The organism is Streptococcus sp. SR4 (assembly GCF_000517725.1).
Taxonomy (GTDB): Bacteria; Bacillota; Bacilli; order Lactobacillales; family Streptococcaceae; genus Streptococcus; species Streptococcus salivarius_F.
Genome location: NZ_AZYW01000010.1, coordinates 64,198 through 85,908, shown reverse-complemented (window position 1 = coordinate 85,908; position 21,711 = coordinate 64,198). Strand labels below are relative to the sequence as shown.

Here is a 21,711-nt window from a genome sequence, read left to right as displayed (position 1 = left end):
AGGAAATGTGTTAAAACCATTTCTTACCAACCTCCTTTTTTGATATAATTGAAGAGACTTAAAAAAATAGAAAGATGAAACATGTACGTACAATTATCTCAACGCCTCAAGGACGTAGCAACCTACGTTCCGAAAGGCGCAAAACTCTTGGATGTAGGCAGTGATCATGCCTATCTTCCGATTTATTTACTTGAAAAAGGTTTGATTACTTCAGCTATTGCTGGTGAAGTGGTAAAAGGCCCTTATGAATCTGCTCTTGCTAATGTCTCAGCCTCTGGTTTCCAAGATAAAATCGATGTGCGCTTGGCTAATGGCTTGGCTGCCTTCGAACCTGCTGATGAGGTAACAACTATCACGATTTGTGGTATGGGAGGACGTCTTATTGCGGATATCCTAGATGCTGGAAAGGACAAACTAACAGGCGTAGACCGTCTGATTTTACAACCAAATAATCGTGAAGATGATCTCCGTATTTGGTTGATGGAAAATGGTTTTGAGATTATTGCCGAATCCATCATGACTGAAAATGGCAAATACTACGAAATCATGGTGGCAGAAGCTGGACATATGAGCCTTTCAGACAAGGAAGTGCGTTTTGGTCCTCATCTCATGAAAGACCTATCTCAGGTTTTCCAGCTCAAATGGCAGAGAGAAATCAATAAACTAGAGATTGCTTTAGGCTCCATTCCTCTTGCCAATCAGACTGACCGTGCAGCTATTGAAGATAAAATTCAAACCATTAAGGAGGTTTTGAACCATGTTAGCTAGTGAACTTATCAAGACTTATGAAGAATTTTGTCCACAGGAGCTTTCCATGGAAGGTGATGTGGTTGGTTTGCAGATTGGTAGTCTGGACAAGGAAATTCAGAAGGTCATGGTTACCTTGGATGTTCGTGAAAATACAGTAGTTGAAGCTATTGAAAAAGGTGTGGACCTCATCATTGCTAAACATGCTCCAATTTTCCGTCCAGTTAAGGATTTGGTGTCTTCGCCTGACCGAGATATTTTGCTCGACCTGGTTAAGCATGATATTGCAGTCTATGTGAGTCATACTAATATTGATGTTGTTAATGATGGCCTTAATGATTGGTTCTGTGACTTACTTGACATTAAAGACACCACATATTTAACGCAGACTTCTGAAAATCATGGAATCGGTCGAGTGGGTGATATCGTGCCACAGACCATTGAAGAACTTGCTCTTAAAGTAAAAGCAGTTTTTGGTTTGGACAGTGTTCGCTTGGTTCGTTATGACCATGATAATCCTCTTGTTAGCCGTGTGGCTATTTGTGGGGGTAGTGGTCAAGGATTTTACAAGGATGCTTTGAAAAAGGGCGCACAAGTCTTTATCACTGGTGATGTTTACTACCATACAGGGCAAGAAATGATTACTAATGGTCTCTTGGCTATTGACCCTGGGCACCATATTGAAGCCCTCTTTATTTCAAAGATTGCTGAGAAACTCGAGGCTTGGAAACGTGAGCATGATTGGAATGTGATCATACTTGAAAGTCAGTCCTCAACCAATCCTTTTGACCATTTGTAGGAGGATGTGTCTGTGACTTGGCTTTTACATCAAAATGTGGTCTTTTTGGCCTTGCTTGCTGGTCTTTTTACTTGGGGTTGCACCATTGTCGGCTCGGCTATTGTTTTCTTCTTCAAGAATATTAGTCGTAAATTATTAGATATCATGATGGGCTTTGCGGCTGGAGTCATGATTGCGGCCTCTTTTTGGTCACTTTTGGATCCCTCTTTAACTTATGCGACTCAAAATGGCTATGGGAAATGGTCCTGGTTCCCTGCGGCAGCTGGTTTCTTGCTTGGTGGTGTTGCCCTTCGTTTGATTGATGCCGTCGTTCCTCATTTGCATTTAGGAAATGACATCTCAAAAGCAGAAGGGATTCAACCTCGTAAGAAAAAGTTGTCCAAAACAGCCCTACTCTTTTTGGCTATCACCATTCATAATTTTCCAGAGGGATTAGCGGTTGGTGTTACCTTTGGTGCCCTAGCTGGTGGGAATATGACACTTGCAGGTCTTATGGGAGCTATTGGCCTAGCTATAGGTATTGGTTTGCAGAATGTCCCTGAAGGTGCAGCCCTCTCTATTCCTATTCGGGCAGATGGAAAATCTCGTATCAAGGCCTTTTATTGGGGCTCTATGTCAGCCATCGTGGAGCCTATAGGGGCTGTTATGGGAGCTGCTCTTGTTATGTTGATGATGGCGATTATTCCTTATGCTTTGGCTTTTGCGGCTGGTGCCATGATCTTTGTGGTAACGGAGGAATTGATTCCTGAATCACAAACCAATGGAAATACTGACGTCGCCACCTTAGGGCTCATGGTTGGCTTTGTTGTTATGATGGTCATGGACGTGGCCTTAGGTTAAAAATACTAGAGAGCTGTGCCTATTGATATAGGACTCAGCTCTTTTCAAATAGATGGAGTAAAAAATGAAAATTGCAATTGTTGGTGCAGGTATCGTCGGTTCAACGGCTGACTACTACTTATCAAAAGAAAAAGACGTAGAGGTTACAGTATTTGATCATGGTCTTGGGCAAGCAACTAAGGCGGCAGCAGGGATTATCAGCCCCTGGTTTTCCAAGCGTCGTAATAAAGCCTGGTATCGAATGGCCCGTTTGGGAGCCGATTTTTACCAAGATTTAGTTTCAGATCTTGAAAATGATGGTTATGACACGAGCTTCTATGATCAGTCTGGTGTAGCCCTTCTCAAGAAAGATGATAGTAAGTTGGACGGTTTGTATCAGCATGCAGAAACTAGGCTAGAAGAATCACCCATTATTGGTGAACTCTCTATAAAAAATGCTGCCGACCTCCCGGAATTTACTGGATTTGACCGTTATCTCTATGCTTCTGGAGGTGCCAGAGTGGAGGGAGCAGAATTGACAGCGACTTTGATTGAGGCCTCAGGTTTTGAAAAGGTAGAGGGTCTAGTCACACTATCTCCTCTTGATAATGGCACTTACGAGATTAATGGTCAAACTTTTGATAAGGTTATTCTTTCTTGTGGTGCCTGGCTAGGTCAAACACTCGAACCTCTTGGTTTCGAAGTAGACGTTCGCCCCCAAAAGGGGCAATTGCGTGACTATTTCTTTGAGGGCATGGATACTGGTAGATTACCTGTTCTGATGCCAGAGGGCGAATTGGATGTCATTCCTTTTGCTGGTGGAAAGATTTCGGTAGGGGCCAGCCATGAAAATGACCAAGGCTTTGATTTGACAGTTGATGAGACTGTACTTGCAAGTCTGGAGGAAGAGGCTAAGACCTATTTCCCTGACTTAAGTACGGCTAAGTCCATCTCAGAACGTGTGGGAACAAGAGCCTACACGAGTGATTTCTCACCTTTCTTTGGAGAAGTTCCAGAACTTGAGGGTGTCTTTGTCGCCTCAGGTTTAGGATCTTCAGGGCTTACGACGGGGCCACTGATTGGAAAAAATCTGGTTGATTTGGCTATGAACCGACCTGGTAGTTTGGACAGTGCAGACTATCCAGTGGCTCAGTACGTTAAGAAAAAAGACTAATAGTATTAAAGCCCTCCAATATATTGAAATTTATGAATCAGTTAGCTATTTCTCTTTATTGAGGGATGCTAGCTGATTCTTTTTTTATTAGAACTCCTCATATCTATTTTTTATTTAATTAGAAGATGATAAAATAGTAACTGTTCATCGATTGTAGGTGAATACTAATAAAAAAGGGGAGGGACTATGTTCCAAAAAGTTAAAGTTTATGTGACAGTCATTGTTACTTTGCTAGCCATAAATTTAGGCCTATCTGTCAAAGCAGGGGCAGCAGAAGACTTGGCTGTTACAAAGACAAGTATTGTTCTAGAAAGTTATGAGTTTGGACCGGCTGTAACCAAAGTCATTTTTGAATTTAATCAGAAGGTCACGCCAGAGGTTGTCCACAGCTCAACTCAGGTTACAACAGCAGGAGTCAGTCGTCAGGTAACGAACTCTTATGTTTCTGATGATAAGGGGCATGTGGTCTATTATGACAATAGCAAGTACGTGACGCTTGAATTGAGCCTACCATCTTATAATCGCTACAACATGGGTGGGAATGCTGAACCTATGTATTTTAACCTTTCTACTTGGACCAATCAATGGCTGGAAAGTTATATGGTGTCGATGAAAGATTTGTCAGTAGTGGCAGAGGGTAGTAGTCAGTCGCAGATGGTTTCATCTGAGCAAGATGCCATCAACAATCGTTTGATGCCAACGACGGAGGTTTTCGATGAGCGAGGACAGGTAGGTAACATGCAGTATGCGGCTTATAGTGCTCAGACTGGTACGGGGAATAGCACCAAACCATTGTTAGTCTGGTTACACGGCATTGGTGAGAGAGGGACAGACATGAATATTCCGCTTCTTTCAAATGACGTCTATGCGCTTACTCAGCCTGATATTCAAGGCCATTTCTTAACAACTGGTGATCAGGCGCGTGGGGTTAATGTTCTGGCTGTTCAAACACAGACACCTTGGGGGTCAGATAATGCAGCCCAACTCAAAGAGACCATCGATATCTACCTAACTTATCACCCTGAGGTAGATAAGGGACGAATCTATCTTGCGGGAGTTTCAAATGGTGGTGGTATGGTCTTGACCATGGGAGCAACCTATCCAGATTATTTTGCAGCTCTCGTTCCAATTGCAGCGCCATTAACTGTTGACCAATCTGGGATTGATAAACTGAAGAACCAGCCTATGTGGTTGATTCACACAAAGGCAGACGCAACAGTACAACCAGAAAATAGTGTCTTACCTTTATATAAGAGCTTGATTACCTCTGGAGCTACTAACAAGTGGTTCTCATACTTTGAAACAGCTACTGGGACTGATCTTCCTGGCACAGAGTATGATGGTCATTGGGCTTGGATTTATTTCTTCCATGACCAGGTGATTGGCGTTCAGCATCCTGAAAATACGAAAAATTGGGATGGTTATAGTGGTATGGTTGCCACTGATCCAACCAATGGAGGTGGCTCTCGTGCCAGTGTCAATGGACAAACTTATAACAGTATCTTTGACTGGATGAGTGCACAACGACACTAAGAGGATGATAATCACGCTCCCCAAGGGGAATATTGCGAGATATTATCTTCAATCGAAGGGGTTTCAAGTGAAATCCTTTTTTGATTGCATTAAGAAAATGGACACTTGTGATTTTCTTAATGAAAGCTTAAGAACATAGGGTTTACCGTGACAAGAGGGCTGAAAAATGCTAAAATATAGGTAATATATTAGAGAAAAAAGGAGCCTTCTTATGAAAGGTATTATTCTTGCAGGTGGTTCAGGGACGCGTTTGTATCCATTGACACGTGCTGCATCAAAACAACTGATGCCGATTTACGATAAACCAATGATTTACTATCCACTTTCAACGCTTATGTTGGCTGGTATTAAGGAAATCCTCATCATCTCAACGCCACAGGACCTTCCACGTTTTGAAGAGCTCCTTGGTGATGGTTCTGAGTTCGGTATTTCACTTTCTTATGCAGTACAACCAAGTCCAGATGGATTGGCTCAAGCCTTTATCATTGGTGAAGACTTCATTGGTGACGATAGTGTTGCCCTTGTCCTCGGGGACAACATTTTCCATGGCAATGGTCTTTCTGCCATGCTTCAACGTGCTGAAGCTAAGGAAAAAGGTGCCACAGTCTTTGGTTATCAAGTTAAGGACCCAGAACGTTTTGGAGTTGTTGAGTTTGACGACAATATGAATGCTATCTCAATTGAGGAAAAACCTGAGCATCCAAAATCAAACTTTGCTGTAACTGGTCTTTATTTCTATGACAATGATGTTGTGGAAATTGCCAAAAACATCAAGCCAAGCCCTCGTGGCGAACTTGAAATCACGGATGTTAACAAGGCTTACTTAGAACGTGGAGATCTCTCTGTTGAGCTAATGGGACGTGGCTTTGCTTGGTTGGATACAGGCACTCATGAAAGCCTCTTGCAAGCTGCTCAATACATTGAAACAGTTCAACGTTTGCAAAATGTCCAAGTAGCTAACCTTGAAGAGATTGCCTATCGCATGGGTTATATCACTAAAGAACAGGTTCTTGAATTGGCACAACCACTTAAGAAAAACGAATACGGACAATATTTGCTCCGTTTGATTGGAGAAGCATAATGACTGAACAATTTTTTGGTAAAGAACTAGCTGCCCGCAAGATTGATGCTATCCCAGGTCTGCTTGAATTTGATATTCCTGTTCATGGAGATAACCGTGGATGGTTCAAGGAAAACTTCCAAAAGGAAAAGATGTTGCCACTTGGTTTTCCAGAGTCATTCTTTGCAGAAGGAAAATTGCAAAATAACGTTTCTTTCTCACGTAAAAATGTTTTGCGTGGCTTGCATGCTGAACCTTGGGATAAATACATCTCAGTAGCAGATGAAGGAAAGGTTCTTGGAACATGGGTTGACCTTCGTGAAGGCGAAACGTTTGGGAATACTTATCAAACTGTTATTGATGCCTCAAAAGGAATCTTTGTTCCTCGTGGTGTTGCCAATGGTTTCCAAGTTTTGTCTGACAAAGTATCCTACAGCTACCTTGTGAACGACTACTGGGCACTTGAACTCAAACCAAAATACGCTTTTGTCAATTACGCAGACCCAAGCCTTGATATCAAGTGGGAAAACTTGGAAGAAGCAGAAGTCTCAGAAGCAGATAAAAACCACCCATTACTCAAAGACGTTAAACCCCTCAAACCAGAGGATTTGTAAGAATATAGCTCTTAAAACAATTAAGAAAATCATTATATAGTTTTTAGCTTTGTTATAAACGAGCGAAGCGAGCTATATGATTAGCTTTCCGCCGTGAGAAAAGCACCTGAACCATTGTGTTTCAGGTGCTCGGAGGTTTTGAGACATTAGGCTCAAAACTTAGTCATGGAACTTCTTCGAAGTTCGCTGACGTCCGTGCTCACCTAAGGAAAGCTAAAAAAGATTGATTTAAGGAACGATTAAGAAAAAAACAATATTTTTTGGAGATAAAATGACTGAATACAAAAACATCATCGTAACTGGTGGCGCAGGTTTCATCGGTTCAAACTTCGTACACTATGTCTACAACAATCATCCAGACGTGCATGTGACTGTCCTTGACAAACTCACTTACGCTGGTAACCGTGCTAACATTGAAGAAATCCTTGGTGACCGTGTTGAATTGGTTGTTGGTGATATTGCTGACGCTGAATTGGTCGATAAATTGGCTGCTAAGGCTGATGCTATCGTTCACTACGCGGCTGAAAGTCACAATGATAATTCATTGAACGACCCATCACCATTTATCCACACAAACTTTATTGGTACATACACACTTTTGGAAGCTGCTCGTAAATATGATATTCGTTTCCACCACGTTTCAACAGACGAAGTGTATGGTGACCTTCCATTGCGTGAAGATCTCCCTGGACATGGTGAAGGTCCTGGTGAAAAATTCACAGCAGAAACCAAATACAACCCATCATCACCTTATTCATCAACTAAGGCTGCTTCAGACCTTATCGTTAAAGCATGGGTGCGTTCATTTGGTGTTAAGGCAACTATTTCAAACTGCTCAAACAATTATGGACCATACCAACACATCGAAAAATTCATCCCACGTCAAATTACCAATATCTTATCAGGTATTAAACCAAAACTTTATGGTGAAGGTAAAAACGTCCGTGACTGGATTCACACTAACGACCATTCAACTGGTGTTTGGGCTATCCTCACTAAAGGTCGTATCGGTGAAACTTACTTGATTGGTGCTGATGGTGAAAAGAATAACAAGGAAGTGCTTGAGCTTATCCTTGAAAAAATGGGTCAACCAAAAGACGCATACGACCGTGTTACAGACCGTGCTGGTCATGATTTGCGTTACGCGATTGATTCAACAAAATTGCGTGAAGAACTTGGTTGGGAACCACAATTCACAAACTTCGAATCAGGTTTGGAAGAAACGATTAAGTGGTATACAGATCACCAAGATTGGTGGAAAGCTGAAAAAGAAGCTGTTGAAGCTAACTATGCTAAGACTCAAGAAGTGCTTAAATAATTGAAAAATCTATCACTTCCAATCTAGTGATAGATTTTTCTGTTAAGAACTGTTAGGAGAGATGATGAATAGAAAAGAATGGATTGAATATTTTGAAGCGATTAATAATCGTAAGCCCACCATCCAGGAGTGTCAGCAGGCCCTTCTAAATGGTGAATTTGTTATGGAAGGAAAACAAGCTACTTTTTCTAACAATGGAAAGTCTGTGACTGAAGGAGCCATGCCTTTACCAAATCAAATGACTGGTCAAATGGTCAACCCAGCTTATTCACAACAAATGGTCTTTGTTAAGAAGAAAAAGTTTGGCAAGAAGACTTTTATTGGTCTTGGGATTGCTTTATTTCTTGTTGTAGCAACAAGTCTTGGCCTCTTTTTGTTTTCTTCCAAAGGAACAAACTTGGGTGGCTTGTGGGTAAATGGTAATAATGCTGGTTTGGTTTATGAGTTAAGTGGGAAAAAGTCAAAACTTGTTGCAGGCCATAGGGAAGAAGAAATCAAAGAAATCTCTATTGGCCAGAAAGTAAGACAGAAGTTTGAAACAAGCTTAGAGGACGTCAGTGATTCAAAACTAAAAACGATTGCTGATTTTGACAAGAAATACCAATTACAGACAAAAGAGATTATCCTGGTAAAGACGAAAGTGTTTGGATACTATAATCTGATTCAGAAAGATGGGACAAACTTAGTTCTAGATTTATTCTTATCAGACCTCTACTATGGATCAAGAAGTACCAAAGATTTAAAAAAGACATGTCTTTTTCATAAGGCAGCGGTTCCAAAAGCCTTTGTTGGGCAATGGAAAAAATTTGATTCCGATGATGATTCAGAAGGAGAAGGGACTATCTCTGAAAATGGGGTTGTTACTACAGATTCTGATGGTAAAGATATCTTAATTGCTAAGACTTTAAAAGAATATCTGGTGGATCAATCAGGCAGTATAGATAATGATAAGGTGCAAAAAGAGTTTGCTAAAATACAGAAGTCTCTTAAGTCACATGGTTTTCAGGCTAAGAGTGTTAATGACATCTACCACGATGCGAGCAAGTCATACTATTATGTCCTTGTAGATGGTGGTAAGCGCATTATTCTCTTAGAGGATAGCTTTAACCTTCTCTCTTATAAAGGTTATCTTGAAAGAGAAGACACTCGCTAATCACAATATCTCTATCAGATAAGATAAGAAGTACTTAAATAATAGTCAAGAGTCTATCATTCCTCAAGGAGTGATGGACTTTTTTTTTACTAGTAAATACGACATTAACTTATGACAGCGGCACAAATAATTACATAAATGTTACAAAAGTTACAAAAAATACTTGATTTCTGTAACAGAATAGATATAATAGACATATAGAAAAAGAGGTTTATGAAAATGAAAAGAAAAGATATTCGTGTTTGCTCACTTGTTTTGTTATCTGTAGCTGTTTCTGGGGCTCTTATCGGATGTGGTTCTAAGTCAGAAAAAGACACTGCATCATCATCTACAACGTCAACTTCTAAAGTAGTGAAGTCATCAGCAAAGTCAAAAGCAGCTGAAAGAAAATCTGCTAAAAAGGCCAAGACAGAGAATTCAGCTTCAAAGGATTCTCAAGGTCAAGAAGAAGTGAGTGCTCCTGAAGCTAGCTCTTCAAAAAGTCAAGCCACAGCTGGAAATGATGCTCAAGCAGGAACAAGTAGTAGTGCTGCATCTGAATCAAACAAGTCTAGTCAAGCAACAACTAATACTCAAAGTGATGCTCCTGTTCCAGCAGCATTAGTGGGAACTTGGACTGGTACGAGTCCTCAAGCAACAGACATTAGTTTTACAGTTGATGCTGACGGCAACATTACTTCAAAGGCAAATTTCAATGTCGATTACGAACCCTATCGTCAAAGTTCAACAACTGCAAAAGCTGTTCAAATTTCTGGTAATCTCTACGTTTGGGAGGGTGGCGATTTTTCAACCTTGCTTCCTGGTATTACTGGACTAGGGGGAGCTGGTTTCCAAGCTAAGCCTGGTTTTATTCTTGAAAATGGAACCTACACGCCAGTGCAATTCATTTCAGACTTGGGCCCAACCTTTGATTATAGCAACTACAATGCTTTCCCATTCTCATTAACAAAATAATAGGAAGAGGCTATCTGAAGAGGTAGCTTCTTTTTTGCCTCAACTCTTATCATTCATGGTCTCGTTTCTGCTTAAAAAATGGTAGAATAGTTACATGCAAACAAAACCAACGTCAGCCTATGTGCATATTCCATTTTGCACACAAATTTGTTATTATTGTGACTTTTCCAAGGTCTTTATTAAAAATCAGCCCGTTGATGACTACCTACGGGCTTTGATTCGTGAGTGGGAGCTTTTAGATATCAAGGAGCTTCGCACCCTTTATATTGGTGGAGGGACCCCAACAGCTATTTCTGCCGAGCAATTGGACTACCTTTTAAGTCATCTTCAGAAAAACTTGGATTTGTCAAAGCTGGAGGAGTTCACCATTGAGGCCAATCCTGGTGATTTGACGGTTGATAAGATTGAGGTGCTCAAAAAATCTGCTGTTAATCGGGTGTCTTTAGGAGTTCAGACTTTTGATGACAAGCACTTGCGTCAAATTGGCCGCAGTCACAATCAAGCACAGATTTATGAAAGCATTGATAGCTTGAAGTCTGCTGGTTTCCATAATATTTCCATTGACCTCATTTATGCGCTACCTGGTCAAACCATGGATCAGGTCAAAGAAAATGTGAGAAAGGCACTGGAACTGGATATTCCACATCTAAGTCTCTACAGTTTGATCTTGGAACATCACACGGTCTTTATGAATAAGATGCGTCGGGGTAAGCTCAATCTGCCAACTGAGGATTTGGAAGCAGAGATGTTTGACTATATTATCCAAGAGTTGGAAAACAATGGTTTTGAGCATTATGAGATTTCCAACTTTACCAAACCTGGGATGGAGAGTCGTCACAATCTCATGTACTGGAATAATGATGAGTATTATGGTGTTGGTGCTGGAGCCTCTGGTTATGTCAATGGTGTTCGTTATCGCAATAGAGGACCTATCCAGCATTATCTAAAGGCTATAGCTGAGGATGGTCATGCTAGACTTCACGAGGAGCATCTGACTAAGGCGGAGATGATGGAGGAGGAGTTCTTCCTTGGTTTACGTAAAAAGTCAGGTGTGTCTATTAAACGGTTTGAAGAGAAGTTTGGTTTGTCATTTTCGGATACTTATGGAGACATTGTGAAAAAACTACAGGAAGATGGTCTCTTGGTCAAGAATCCAGAGGTGGTTCGTATGACAAAACGAGGACTCTTTCTGGGAGATAGTGTCGCTGAGCAATTTATCTTGGAGGATTAGATGGGATTAAAATTTAGTATTCCTTATCAGATTCCGTTTTATGAGACGGATATCACGCATCAGGTAAAATTACCACACTTACTAGCTTTTTCATTGCAAGTATCTGGTATGCAGTCAGAGTCTCTGGGTAATACGGATAAGGAAGTTTTTGATAAATATGGTCTAGTTTGGATTGTGACAGACTATGCGATTGAGATTGACCGTTTGCCTCGTTACAATGAAAAGGTGACCATTACAACGGAAGCCGTTTCCTATAATAAGATTTTTTGTTACCGTAATTTTTACATCACGGATGAGACTGGTCAACAAATCATGCTCTTTAAGACTACCTTTGCCCTTATGGATTATGAAACGCGTAAGGTAGCCGAAGTGCCAGATGAGGTGGTAGCACCTTATGGGGCTGATAAGACTAAAAAGTTGCTTAGAGGACCTCGTTATAAGGCTTTGGAAAATCCAATTGAGACGCTTTATCGTGTGCGTTATTTTGACCTAGACATGAATAGCCATGTTAATAATAGCAAGTACTTGGAGTGGATGTTGGATGTTTTCGATTTGGACTTTTTGACCAAGTACACACCGGCCCATATTGACCTCAAGTATGTTAAGGAAATTCATCATGGATCAGAAATTTATTCAGGTTACGAGTTTGACCAAGAAAGTTTGAGCAGTCAACACCAGATTTGTGTGGATGGTAATGTTCATGCTCAGGCTATTATCCAATGGAAAGAAATAGGAGACGAGTAGGATGACATATAAAGGTTATTTGATTGATTTAGATGGAACTATTTACAAGGGGAAGGACCGCATTCCTGAGGGAGAAGCCTTCGTTAAGGAGTTGCAGAAGCGTCAGGTTCCCTATCTTTTTGTGACGAATAACAGTATGCGTACACCAGAAATGGTCCAGGAACTTTTGCGTAATCAGTGCGAGTTGGAAACGCCTCTTGAGACCATTTACACAGCTACTTTGGCGACAGTTGACTACATGAACGATATGAATCGTGGCAAGACGGTTTATGTTATCGGTGAGACTGGGCTTAAATCTGCAATTGCGGAAGCGGGATATAAGGTAGATGAGGAAAATCCTGCCTATGTTGTGGTGGGCTTGGATCGTGAAGTCACTTATGAAATGTTGGTAAAAGCAACGCTTGCTATCCACAAAGGGGCTATATTTATTGGAACTAACCCAGATTTGAATATCCCAACAGAACGTGGTCTTCTTCCAGGTGCTGGTTCCCTCTTGGCCCTTATTGAGGCGGCTACCCGTGTGAAACCAATCATTATTGGTAAGCCTAAAGCTATTATCATGAATAAGGCTCTTGAAATCCTTGGGACAGAACGTAGCCAAACTATTGTGGTTGGTGACAATTACTTGACTGATATTACAGCTGGCATTAAAAATGACTTTCCAACACTACTTGTGACAACTGGCTTCACCAAGGCGGAAGAGGTTGCAGGTCTACCTGTCAAACCAGACCACGTACTTGCTAGTCTATCGGAGTGGGATTTTGATGCGAACTAAGATTGAAGCTGTACTGACTCCGATTTGGCTCCTGGCCCTGTCTATCCTAGTGACGATTTATCTGGCATGGGGCTTTTATTATTTTGATATTGATTGGATGCATCTTATGGATTATGTCATTATCGGAAAGACGGAGCTTTGGCATAATTTCAATGTCCTCATGCAGTACTTGACCTTTCCTTGGGTTGGTCATCTGGCCATGCCTGATTTTCCATCGTCGGAGAGTGGGCTAAAGCATTTTCATGATGTCAAGTGGCTCTTTCATTTGGTACAGGGGTTTGTTATTCTACTGGCTTATCCCGCAGCAACTTCTCTCTGGCGAAGTGTGAAGAAGGGCACCTTTGGTCTTTATCGTAGGCTTTATATGAGTCTAGCAATCTTACCAGTCTTTATTGGGGTTGTGGGAGTTTTTCTCGGATTTGATGAGTTTTTTACGCTCTTTCATGAAGCCCTCTTTCCTGGAGATAGCAGTTGGCTCTTTAATCCAATCTTGGATCCGATTATCAATGTTTTACCAGAAGAGTATTTCCTTCAATGTTTTGTGATTTTCTTTATTATTTATGAGGGGTTGATGGTGAGTTTGACCTGGTTGGCCCATAAGCAGCTTACAATGTATTTGAAAAATAAGGAGTAGTTATGTCTATTCGTGATAACCATTTGCATACCCATCATTCCTATGATTCGGATGCGAACTTTACTGACTATTTGACACATTTTGATGGGGAGATTGTAACGACTGAGCATTATGATCTCTCTAATCCTTATACCAAACAGGACGATGTGCCTGAGTACGAGGCCTATAGTCGTGAGATTGAAAGCCTTAACAGTAAGTATGGCAATCGTATTAAACGTGGCATCGAGATTGGTTATTATCAGCCTAGGGAAAAGGATATTTTAGACTTTTTGGATGGTAAGGACTATGATCTCAAACTGCTTTCTGTTCACCATAATGGGGTCAATGATTATCTTGATGATGAGATAGCTGATATGGACAAGGCAAGCATTATTCAAGAGTATCTGGACAAGTTGGAGTACGCTATTGGTCGTGTGGACGCAGATGTTCTGGCCCATTTTGACTATGGTTTCCGACTTTTTGACGTGACTGTTGATGAGCTAAAAGCCTATGAGGAGCAGCTCAAACGCATTTTCCAGAAAATGCTTGCTAATGATTTGGCTTTTGAGCTGAATGCAAAGAGTATGTATCTCTATCATCACGAAGATCTTTATCGTTATGCCTTGGGCCTTGTTAAGGATTTGGGATGTTGCAAGTATTCTATCGGCTCTGATGGTCATAAATTAGAGCATTTCCGTCTGAACTTTGATAAGATTCAGGAGCTCTTGAGAGAATTTGATATTACTGAAGATATGATTATATAGCGAAGATGGCTTCAACTGAAGCTGTCTTTTTCTTAAGGAAAACTTAAAGGAAAAGCGTGGTTGTGGGATTTATAGAAGATTTTAAGCTTTGCTTGTTATGCTAATTTCAATCAAAAGAAACTTATGGTTTCTATCTTATCTTTCACATTTGGAGGTTTTCTATGAAATTTCTCAAAAGGCATGCCTATGCCTTACTCTTTACCCTTTTTCTGATGGGGGCAAATGTCTACTCTCTCTTAAAGGTCTTTGTCATTCCGTCAGCAGTCTCAACGGTTTCAGCCAATACGACTAGCTCAAGCACAGCTTCGTCAACGGCGTCTACCAGCACTGGTAAGGTAACTAAGACAGATACGACCTATAAAGATGACAATATGGATATCAAAATCACGACGGGTAAAACCAGTGATACCACATACTATGTGGCAGATATCCAACTTTCGAGTGCAGATTACCTTAAAACGGCTTTGGCACAAAACACCTATGGCACCAATATTACTGATACCACTTCAAGTATTGCTCAGCAAAACAATGCTATCTTTGCCATCAATGGTGACTACTATGGGGCTAATCAGTCAGGTTATGTGATTAAGAATGGTCAAGTCTATCGTGATACTGATCGAAACAGTGATTACGAGGACCTTGCCGTTTACTCAGATGGTAGCTTCAAGACCTTTAAGGAAAGCGATACAACGGCTCAAAAATTGGTTGATTCAGGTGTGGTGAATACCTTTGCCTTTGGTCCAACCTTGGTTGAAAATGGTAAGGTAGCTGTATCAGAAAATGAAGAGGTTGGTCAAGCCATGGCTGACAATCCACGTACAGCCATCGGAGTTATCGAAGAAAATGACGGCAGTGTGCACTATATTGTCATTGTCTCTGATGGTCGTACCAGTGAGTCGTCAGGATTGACTCTTTATGAAATGGCAGAGTTGATGAAATCTTATGGCGTGACGACAGCCTACAACCTTGACGGTGGTGGCTCATCTACCATGTACTTCAATGGTCAGGTCATTAATAAGCCAACCACAAACGGAAACAAAATTTCAGAAAGGGCGGTGAGCGATATTGTTTACATCGGTTACTAAAAAATCAGCCAGCAAACACTTTTTCACCTACATCGGACTAACCATTTTTAGTCTAGTCTTTACCTTTGTTTATGAGCGCTTTTCTTATGGTGAATCATCCATGTTTATGCGCATGATGTTCTTTGCACCATTGGCTGGAGCATTTATTTATCTACTTACTGGACTGGGAATGTCTTGGGTGAAGAATCGTGCCTCAAAACTTCTCTTTAATTCAGCCATTGCTGTTGTCGCTAGTGCTTGTTTAGTTAAAGGTATTGTTGAAGTCTCAGGCCGTACGACTAGCGTGGATATGCCCTATTGGTATGTGGCAGCTGGACTACTTTGTTTGAGTCTCCTAACGGGATTTATCAGACCTAAAAGACTGGCTTAACAATGAGAGCTTGGAGCTGTGCTTCAGGCTTTTTGTCTTGCTTTGAAAAATTATTTAGGATAAATATACAAATTATAATATGAAGAAATGATTTCAATTTGGGAAATAGTCCAAAGAAATTGTCATAAAAAATAACTGAGCAAGATTTTTTGTGATAGGAATTTAGATAGAACGAGATCTTCTGTAGTGATGAAAGTACTTGAAAAAATAGTGGTTTCCAGTTAAGCTATCACAGTCAGAAGTCTCTTTAGGGATCCACTTGGTTTGTAAAAAGATACCGCATCAACTTTTTATTTATTTGAACTCAATTTCACAGCAGTTTGTTTTGGCTATTAAATATACAAGGAATTCAAGTTTTTATAAAAATATACAAAAAAGACTTGCTTTGTTCTGAATTTTTAGGTAAAATGAACTAAAATCTAAATCGTTGATAGAAAAAGTCAGATCGTTTCACAGAGAATGCGGGAAGCTGAGAACGCATGAGATCAAAGACGACACATTCTTGAGAGCGTATGCGAACTCTGGATGACAGTAGTGTACGACGGGTGGTTCCGTTAGAGACTAGGAGTTACAAGAGAGATTTTGTGACTTCATGAGGAAGAGGGGGCGACCCCTGTTCGAATTAAGGTGGAACCACGTGCCAACGTCCTTGCAAAAGTTGTTTTTGTGAGGGCGTTTTTTGTTACCCTTGCTTTTAGCATTTGTAGCTAGTAGTACAATTGGTCGGAGTTGAACAGAAAGGATAAACTATGGAAATCAAAGGATTACGAAAGATTGAACCCTATGTAGCGGGTAGTCAGCCTGCTGAGAAAAATATCATTAAGTTGAATACTAATGAAAATGCCTATGGACCAAGTCCAGCAGTCCATCAAGCTTTAGCATCCTTTGATGTCTATCAGTTACGCAAGTATTCGACTTTGGATCAAGCAGCTTTACGTCAGGCTTTGTCTGAACAGTTGGGTGTGCCTGCCGATCAAGTGATTATCGGAAATGGCTCAGACGATATCCTGTCAATGGCTTTCCTAGCTTTCTTTAATAGCGAGGAAGAAGTTTTGTTTCCAGATTTGACCTATGGTTTCTACAAGGTTTGGGCAGATTTGTACCACATCCCTTTTAGAGAAGTGCCTTTGAGCTCTTCGTTTGAGATAGCTACTCAAGATTATCTGGAGGAAAATGGTGGGATCGTCCTTACTAATCCGAACGCGCCAACAGGTATTTATAAACCGCTCGATCAAATTGAGGAGATTGTAAAGGCTAACCAGTCGGTTGTTGTGATTATTGACGAAGCCTATATTAACTTTGGTGGGGAGACGGCCTTACCACTCCTAGAAAAGTATGACAATGTGTTTATCACTAGGACCTTTTCTAAGGATGCCTCCCTTGCTGGTCTGCGTGTCGGCTATGGCATCGGAAGTCCTAAACTAATGGCTGTAATCAATGCCGTCAAAAATTCAGTCAATCCCTATAATGTGGATAGCATCGCAGAAGTTTTGGCGACTGCAGCGGTTAAGTCCTGGGACTACTATGAGGACACTTGCGCAAAGATTATGGCAACACGTGACTGGTTTAGCCAAGAATTGCAGGCGATTGGTTTTGATATCCTACCTTCAAAAACTAATTTTGTTTTGGTCAAACCTCACGGAGTGACTGCAGGTCAATTGTTTGACTACCTCCAAAGTAAGAAAATTTATGTCCGTTATTTTCCAAAAGTGGAGCGTATTTCAGATAGACTACGCATTTCTATTGGGACGCAGGATGAGATGGAGCGCGTCTTAATGACAATACAGGAGTTACAAGCATGAAAAAAACGACATTAGCCTTAGGAATGCACGATAAACTTTTCAAACGTGCACGTACTATGTATCAGATTGAACACCGTATCTGTGACTTGTTGATGACAAAGGGCTTTCTTCGAATTGAGACACCAACCTTAGAGCATTTTGAAGTCTTTAGTGATCTTGTGGACAATGGTTACTATAATTTCTTTGATAAAAATGGAGATCTTGTTAGCCTACGTCCTGATATTACCAGCCAAATTGGGCGCGTGATTGCTTCGACTCAAGTTCATACACCGATTAAATTTTCTTACTCCGGAAAAGTCTTTAACTACAATGAGGAGATGCGTGGCTTGTCCAATGAGCATACGCAGGCTGGTGTGGAAATCATTGGTTTTCCAGTTCATCAGGCATTGGAAGAAGCAATAGCTTCTGCTAAAGAGGCTCTAGATGCTGCAGGGGTCAAAAATTACAAGTTTGAATTTTCACATGCCCGCCTCTTGCAACTCATTTTTGAAGAATTAAACCTTCCAGCAGTAAAAGAAGCAGAGTTGGCGGCCTATATCCGTGATAAATCAATCACAGGCCTCAAGGAATTCACCAAAGAAAATCCAAGCCAATATGACAAGGTCTTGGAGCAGTTGCCCTTCCTCTTTGGTGAGACAAAGGCTGTCTTGACCAAGGCGAGACAGTTAACAGACAGTGAAGCTTTTTTGACGGCTTTGGATAGTTTGGAAGTCTTAACCAATCGCCTAGCTGATAGTCTCCCAGAGACGACACTTGATTTAGCGCAGTTGCCAGCAGTGCCTTACTATACAGGCATGATGTTTAAGGTCTTCGGTGACAAGGTACCAGATGCTTTTGTATCAGGTGGCCGTTATGATAAACTATTTGAACGCTTTGGTGCTACCGAGTTAACAGCGGTTGGCTGGGCCATTGATATCGACTCAGTTTATCAAGCAGTACATGACGATGTGGAATTTGGAGGTGACTTGGATGACTAGCAATCAAATCACAATTGCCTTGACCAAGGGACGTATTGAGAAAGATACGGTTACATTACTGGAAAAAGCTGGCTTTGACATGTCTTTCATGGCCGATAAGGGACGTAATTTGATTTTCGAGAGTCCTGACAACCGGTTCCGTTTTCTCTTGGTCAAAGCTCCAGATGTGACTACCTATGTTAGACACGGTGTCGCAGATATTGGGATTGTCGGTAAGGATGTTTTGGTCGAACATCCGACAGGCTATTTGGAAATGTTAGACCTTAATTTTGGTCTTTGTAAATTCTCCGTAGCATCAACAGAAGACTATAATCCTGATGACCATAAGCGTAAACGTATTGCGACCAAGTATCCAACCATTGCGACGGATTATTTTAATCAAAAGGGTGAGGATGTTGAAATTATTTCGATTCAAGGGAGTGTAGAGATTGCCCCTGTTATTGGTCTAGCGGATGCCATTGTTGATATTGTAGAAACAGGGAATACCCTTGTTGCAAATGGCCTAAAAGTTTATGAAGATATTTGCAGGATTTCAGCACGAATGATTGTGAACAAGGCTTCTTTGAAAAACAATAAGGAAGTCCTGCCATTCATTCGTAAGATTGAATCACTTGTAGGAAACGAGGAGGTACCGTTCGAATGAAACGATTAACTGGAACAAATAAAGAAATTGCTGAGCTTCTTTATCAGGAGCAATTGGAACTGTCAAAAGAAAATAGAGATGTTGAAAGCACGGTTCAAGCCATTATTGAAGACGTTAAAAAACGTGGAGACGAGGCCCTTCGTGACTATTCAGCTAAATTTGATAAGGTTGACTTGACTGATTTTGAAGTTGGACAGGACTTGATTGATCAAGCCTTTAAAGAGATTGATTCAGAGGTTTACCAAGCCCTAGTTAATGCTAAAGAAAACATTGAATCTTATCACAAACATCAGTTGGAGACTGGTTTTGAGGACCAACCAAGTGAGGGTGTTATTCGTGGTCAATTGATTCGTCCTATCAATCGTGTGGGTGTTTATGTTCCTGGAGGAACTGCGGCTTATCCGTCATCAGTTCTTATGAATGTTATTCCTGCCAAAATTGCTGGGGTTAAAGAGATTATTATGATTACGCCGCCTCAAGAACACTTTGTTCCTGCGATTCTGGTAGCCGCCAAATTGGCTGGTGTGGATAGCATTTACCAAGTTGGTGGGGCTCAAGGGGTTGCGGCTTTGGCTTTTGGTACAGAAACAATTCCAAAAGTGGACAAGATTACAGGTCCTGGTAATATTTTCGTGGCGACTGCCAAGAAACAAGTTTACGGTATTGTCGGTATTGATATGATTGCAGGACCATCAGAAATTGGTGTAATCGCTGATAGTAGTGCCAATCCAACCTATGTGGCAGCTGACCTCTTGTCTCAAGCAGAGCACGACACACGCGCACGCGCCATTTTGGTAACAGACTCTGAAGTCTTGGCAGATGCGGTTGAAAGTGAGATTGAACGTCAACTCAAGCTTTTGCCACGTGAGGCGATCGCTCGTCCATCTGTCGAAAATAACGGCCGTATTATTATTGCCAATGATACAGATGCCATGTTCGAACTCATGAACTTGGTTGCGCCAGAACATTTGGAAATTGCTATGGACAATGCTTATGATTACTTGAAAAAAGTGGAAAATGCTGGTTCCGTCTTTCTTGGTCACTTTACCAGCGAACCAATTGGCGACTACTATGCAGGTGCCAACCACGTTCTTCCGACGACAGCGACTAGCCGCTTTTCATCAGCTTTAGGCGTGCACGATTTTGTCAAACGTATCCAATATACGCAATATGATAAGGCAGCAGTCAATAAGGCTCAGCACGATATCACAACCTTGGCTTATGCGGAAGGCTTGCAGGCCCACGCCAAGGCAATTGAAGTCAGAAACGACAATAATTGAGAGAGTAGAGGAAGAAGTTATGAGACAAGCAGAAATTGAACGTAATACCTTTGAAACCAAAATTAAGTTAAGCCTCAATTTGGATGCTCAAGAACCAGTAGATATTCAAACAGGTGTCGGATTTTTTGACCACATGTTGACCTTGTTTGCCCGCCACGGTCGTATGTCTTTGGTGGTTAAGGCTGATGGCGACCTTTGGGTTGATAGTCACCACACTGTTGAAGATGTCGGTATTGTCCTTGGTCAAGCTCTTAAAGAGGCCTTGGGCGATAAAGCAGGTATCAACCGTTATGGAACGGCTTTTGTCCCTATGGATGAAACCCTCGGAATGGCAAGTTTAGACTTGTCTGGACGTAGTTTCTTGGTCTTTGATGCTAGTTTTGATAATCCAAAATTGGGTAATTTTGATACAGAACTGGTAGAAGAATTTTTCCAAGCCTTGGCTTTCAATGTTCAGATGAATCTCCATCTCAAGATTCTCCACGGAAAAAACAATCACCACAAGTCAGAAAGTCTTTTCAAGGCAACAGGACGTGCCTTGCGTGAGGCAATCACAATCAATCCTGACATTCACGGCGTAAACTCGACAAAGGGGATGCTATGATTATCGTCATTGATTACGATGCTGGGAATACTGCAAATGTTCTGCGTGCCCTTGAAAAGATTGGTGTGACTGCAGAATTGTCTGCCGATAAAGAAAAAATCCTAGATGCAGATGGGTTGATTTTACCTGGTGTAGGTGCTTATCCAACGGCTATGGCAGAGTTGGAGCGAAGAGGCTTGGTAGCTGTTATCAAAGAGGCTGTCGCACAGGGAGTTCCACTTTTGGGAATTTGCTTAGGCATGCAGATTTTAACAGAAAAAGGACTGGAACATGAAGAAACAGATGGTCTTGGCTTTATTCCAGGTGTCTGCCGTCCTATTCCAGCCAGCAAGGAGCAACCTGTCCCACATATGGGGTGGAATGATTTGGCTGTTAAGCAAGCCAGCCCTTTGACAGATGGTTTAGATGGCCAAGCTGTCTACTTCGTTCACAGTTATTTCACAGATGTCCCTAGCCAATACATTGATGTTACCGCAGATTATAGTATTGAGGTACCAGCCATGATTCATAAAGACAATGTTTATGGGGCCCAATTTCATCCTGAAAAATCAGGGGATATTGGTTTAGGTATTCTTGAAAAATTTGCAGGGTTATGTAAAGCCTAGAAGCTAGTGAGAGCAAAGACTTTTTAGTTAGAAAGGATGGTAGGGGA

The 21,711-nt window shown here is 41.2% G+C and carries 23 protein-coding genes; all 23 read left to right on the top strand.

The genetic code is table 11. The features are described from left to right. The first annotated feature begins 81 nt into the window (after positions 1-81). The 23 genes from HMPREF1519_RS01875 to hisH all read left to right on the top strand — a co-directional run bounded on the left by HMPREF1519_RS01875 (position 82) and on the right by hisH (position 21,664). Positions 82-768 (top strand): tRNA (adenine(22)-N(1))-methyltransferase, encoded by a 687-nt coding sequence (locus tag HMPREF1519_RS01875; protein WP_022495796.1) that lies wholly within the window; start codon positions 82-84, stop codon positions 766-768. Then, complete coding sequence (locus HMPREF1519_RS01870) at positions 758-1,546, top strand: Nif3-like dinuclear metal center hexameric protein (protein ID WP_022495795.1); 789 nt, start codon at positions 758-760, stop codon at positions 1,544-1,546. Before HMPREF1519_RS01875 ends, HMPREF1519_RS01870 begins: the two co-directional genes overlap by 11 nt. Positions 1,547-1,558: 12 nt before the next feature. Beyond that, positions 1,559-2,386, top strand: a complete 828-nt coding sequence (locus tag HMPREF1519_RS01865) for a ZIP family metal transporter (protein WP_022495794.1) — start codon at positions 1,559-1,561, stop codon at positions 2,384-2,386. Positions 2,387-2,450: 64 nt separating this feature from the next. Then, positions 2,451-3,539, top strand: coding sequence for an NAD(P)/FAD-dependent oxidoreductase (locus tag HMPREF1519_RS01860; protein ID WP_037610993.1), 1,089 nt, complete (start codon positions 2,451-2,453; stop codon positions 3,537-3,539). A 186-nt stretch (positions 3,540-3,725) separates the two neighbouring features. Next, positions 3,726-5,072, top strand: a complete 1,347-nt coding sequence (locus tag HMPREF1519_RS01855; RefSeq protein WP_022495792.1) for an acyl-CoA thioester hydrolase/BAAT C-terminal domain-containing protein — start codon at positions 3,726-3,728, stop codon at positions 5,070-5,072. A 211-nt stretch (positions 5,073-5,283) separates the two neighbouring features. Continuing rightward, positions 5,284-6,153 (top strand): glucose-1-phosphate thymidylyltransferase RfbA, encoded by an 870-nt coding sequence (gene rfbA, locus HMPREF1519_RS01850; protein WP_002883992.1) that lies wholly within the window; start codon positions 5,284-5,286, stop codon positions 6,151-6,153. Next, complete coding sequence (locus tag HMPREF1519_RS01845; protein WP_022495791.1) at positions 6,153-6,746, top strand: dTDP-4-dehydrorhamnose 3,5-epimerase family protein; 594 nt, start codon at positions 6,153-6,155, stop codon at positions 6,744-6,746. Before rfbA ends, HMPREF1519_RS01845 begins: the two co-directional genes overlap by 1 nt. A gap of 271 nt (positions 6,747-7,017) precedes the next feature. After that, positions 7,018-8,064 carry a dTDP-glucose 4,6-dehydratase gene (gene rfbB, locus HMPREF1519_RS01840; protein WP_002884100.1) on the top strand — a complete coding sequence of 349 codons (1,047 nt, stop codon included), beginning with the start codon at positions 7,018-7,020 and terminating at the stop codon, positions 8,062-8,064. 64 nt (positions 8,065-8,128) lie between these two features. Then, positions 8,129-9,217 (top strand): hypothetical protein, encoded by a 1,089-nt coding sequence (locus HMPREF1519_RS01835; protein WP_022495734.1) that lies wholly within the window; start codon positions 8,129-8,131, stop codon positions 9,215-9,217. Between the two features lie 213 nt (positions 9,218-9,430). After that, positions 9,431-10,171, top strand: a complete 741-nt coding sequence (locus tag HMPREF1519_RS01830; RefSeq protein WP_037610991.1) for a hypothetical protein — start codon at positions 9,431-9,433, stop codon at positions 10,169-10,171. 94 nt (positions 10,172-10,265) lie between these two features. Further along, entirely contained in the window at positions 10,266-11,402 is a 1,137-nt protein-coding gene (gene hemW / locus HMPREF1519_RS01825) for a radical SAM family heme chaperone HemW (RefSeq protein WP_037610989.1), read from the top strand. Then, positions 11,403-12,146: an acyl-ACP thioesterase domain-containing protein gene (locus tag HMPREF1519_RS01820; RefSeq protein ID WP_022495925.1), complete on the top strand. Its 744-nt coding sequence runs from the start codon at positions 11,403-11,405 to the stop codon at positions 12,144-12,146. A 1-nt stretch (position 12,147) separates the two neighbouring features. Further along, entirely contained in the window at positions 12,148-12,921 is a 774-nt protein-coding gene (locus HMPREF1519_RS01815; RefSeq protein ID WP_014634285.1) for a TIGR01457 family HAD-type hydrolase, read from the top strand. Then, the gene (locus tag HMPREF1519_RS01810) at positions 12,911-13,555 is read left to right on the top strand and encodes a TIGR01906 family membrane protein (RefSeq protein WP_022495926.1); all 645 of its coding nucleotides are present in this window, start codon (positions 12,911-12,913) and stop codon (positions 13,553-13,555) included. Before HMPREF1519_RS01815 ends, HMPREF1519_RS01810 begins: the two co-directional genes overlap by 11 nt. An 8-nt stretch (positions 13,556-13,563) precedes the next feature. After that, entirely contained in the window at positions 13,564-14,298 is a 735-nt protein-coding gene (locus HMPREF1519_RS01805) for a PHP domain-containing protein (protein WP_037611006.1), read from the top strand. A 161-nt stretch (positions 14,299-14,459) separates the two neighbouring features. After that, the gene (locus HMPREF1519_RS01800; RefSeq protein ID WP_037610986.1) at positions 14,460-15,383 is read left to right on the top strand and encodes a phosphodiester glycosidase family protein; all 924 of its coding nucleotides are present in this window, start codon (positions 14,460-14,462) and stop codon (positions 15,381-15,383) included. After that, complete coding sequence (locus HMPREF1519_RS01795; protein ID WP_037610984.1) at positions 15,364-15,753, top strand: hypothetical protein; 390 nt, start codon at positions 15,364-15,366, stop codon at positions 15,751-15,753. Before HMPREF1519_RS01800 ends, HMPREF1519_RS01795 begins: the two co-directional genes overlap by 20 nt. A gap of 749 nt (positions 15,754-16,502) precedes the next feature. Next, positions 16,503-17,555: a histidinol-phosphate transaminase gene (gene hisC, locus HMPREF1519_RS01790; protein ID WP_037610983.1), complete on the top strand. Its 1,053-nt coding sequence runs from the start codon at positions 16,503-16,505 to the stop codon at positions 17,553-17,555. After that, positions 17,552-18,532, top strand: coding sequence for an ATP phosphoribosyltransferase regulatory subunit (locus tag HMPREF1519_RS01785; protein ID WP_014634291.1), 981 nt, complete (start codon positions 17,552-17,554; stop codon positions 18,530-18,532). The genes hisC and HMPREF1519_RS01785 overlap by 4 nt, the downstream gene beginning before the upstream one ends. After that, positions 18,525-19,175, top strand: a complete 651-nt coding sequence (gene hisG / locus HMPREF1519_RS01780) for an ATP phosphoribosyltransferase (RefSeq protein ID WP_014634292.1) — start codon at positions 18,525-18,527, stop codon at positions 19,173-19,175. Before HMPREF1519_RS01785 ends, hisG begins: the two co-directional genes overlap by 8 nt. Then, a complete protein-coding gene (hisD, locus tag HMPREF1519_RS01775; RefSeq protein ID WP_037610980.1) occupies positions 19,172-20,455 on the top strand; it encodes a histidinol dehydrogenase in 1,284 nt (427 codons plus the stop codon). The genes hisG and hisD overlap by 4 nt, the downstream gene beginning before the upstream one ends. Positions 20,456-20,474: 19 nt before the next feature. Further along, positions 20,475-21,059 (top strand): imidazoleglycerol-phosphate dehydratase HisB, encoded by a 585-nt coding sequence (gene hisB, locus HMPREF1519_RS01770; RefSeq protein ID WP_002888923.1) that lies wholly within the window; start codon positions 20,475-20,477, stop codon positions 21,057-21,059. After that, positions 21,056-21,664 (top strand): imidazole glycerol phosphate synthase subunit HisH, encoded by a 609-nt coding sequence (gene hisH / locus HMPREF1519_RS01765; RefSeq protein WP_037610978.1) that lies wholly within the window; start codon positions 21,056-21,058, stop codon positions 21,662-21,664. Before hisB ends, hisH begins: the two co-directional genes overlap by 4 nt. The last annotated feature ends 47 nt before the right edge of the window (positions 21,665-21,711 follow it).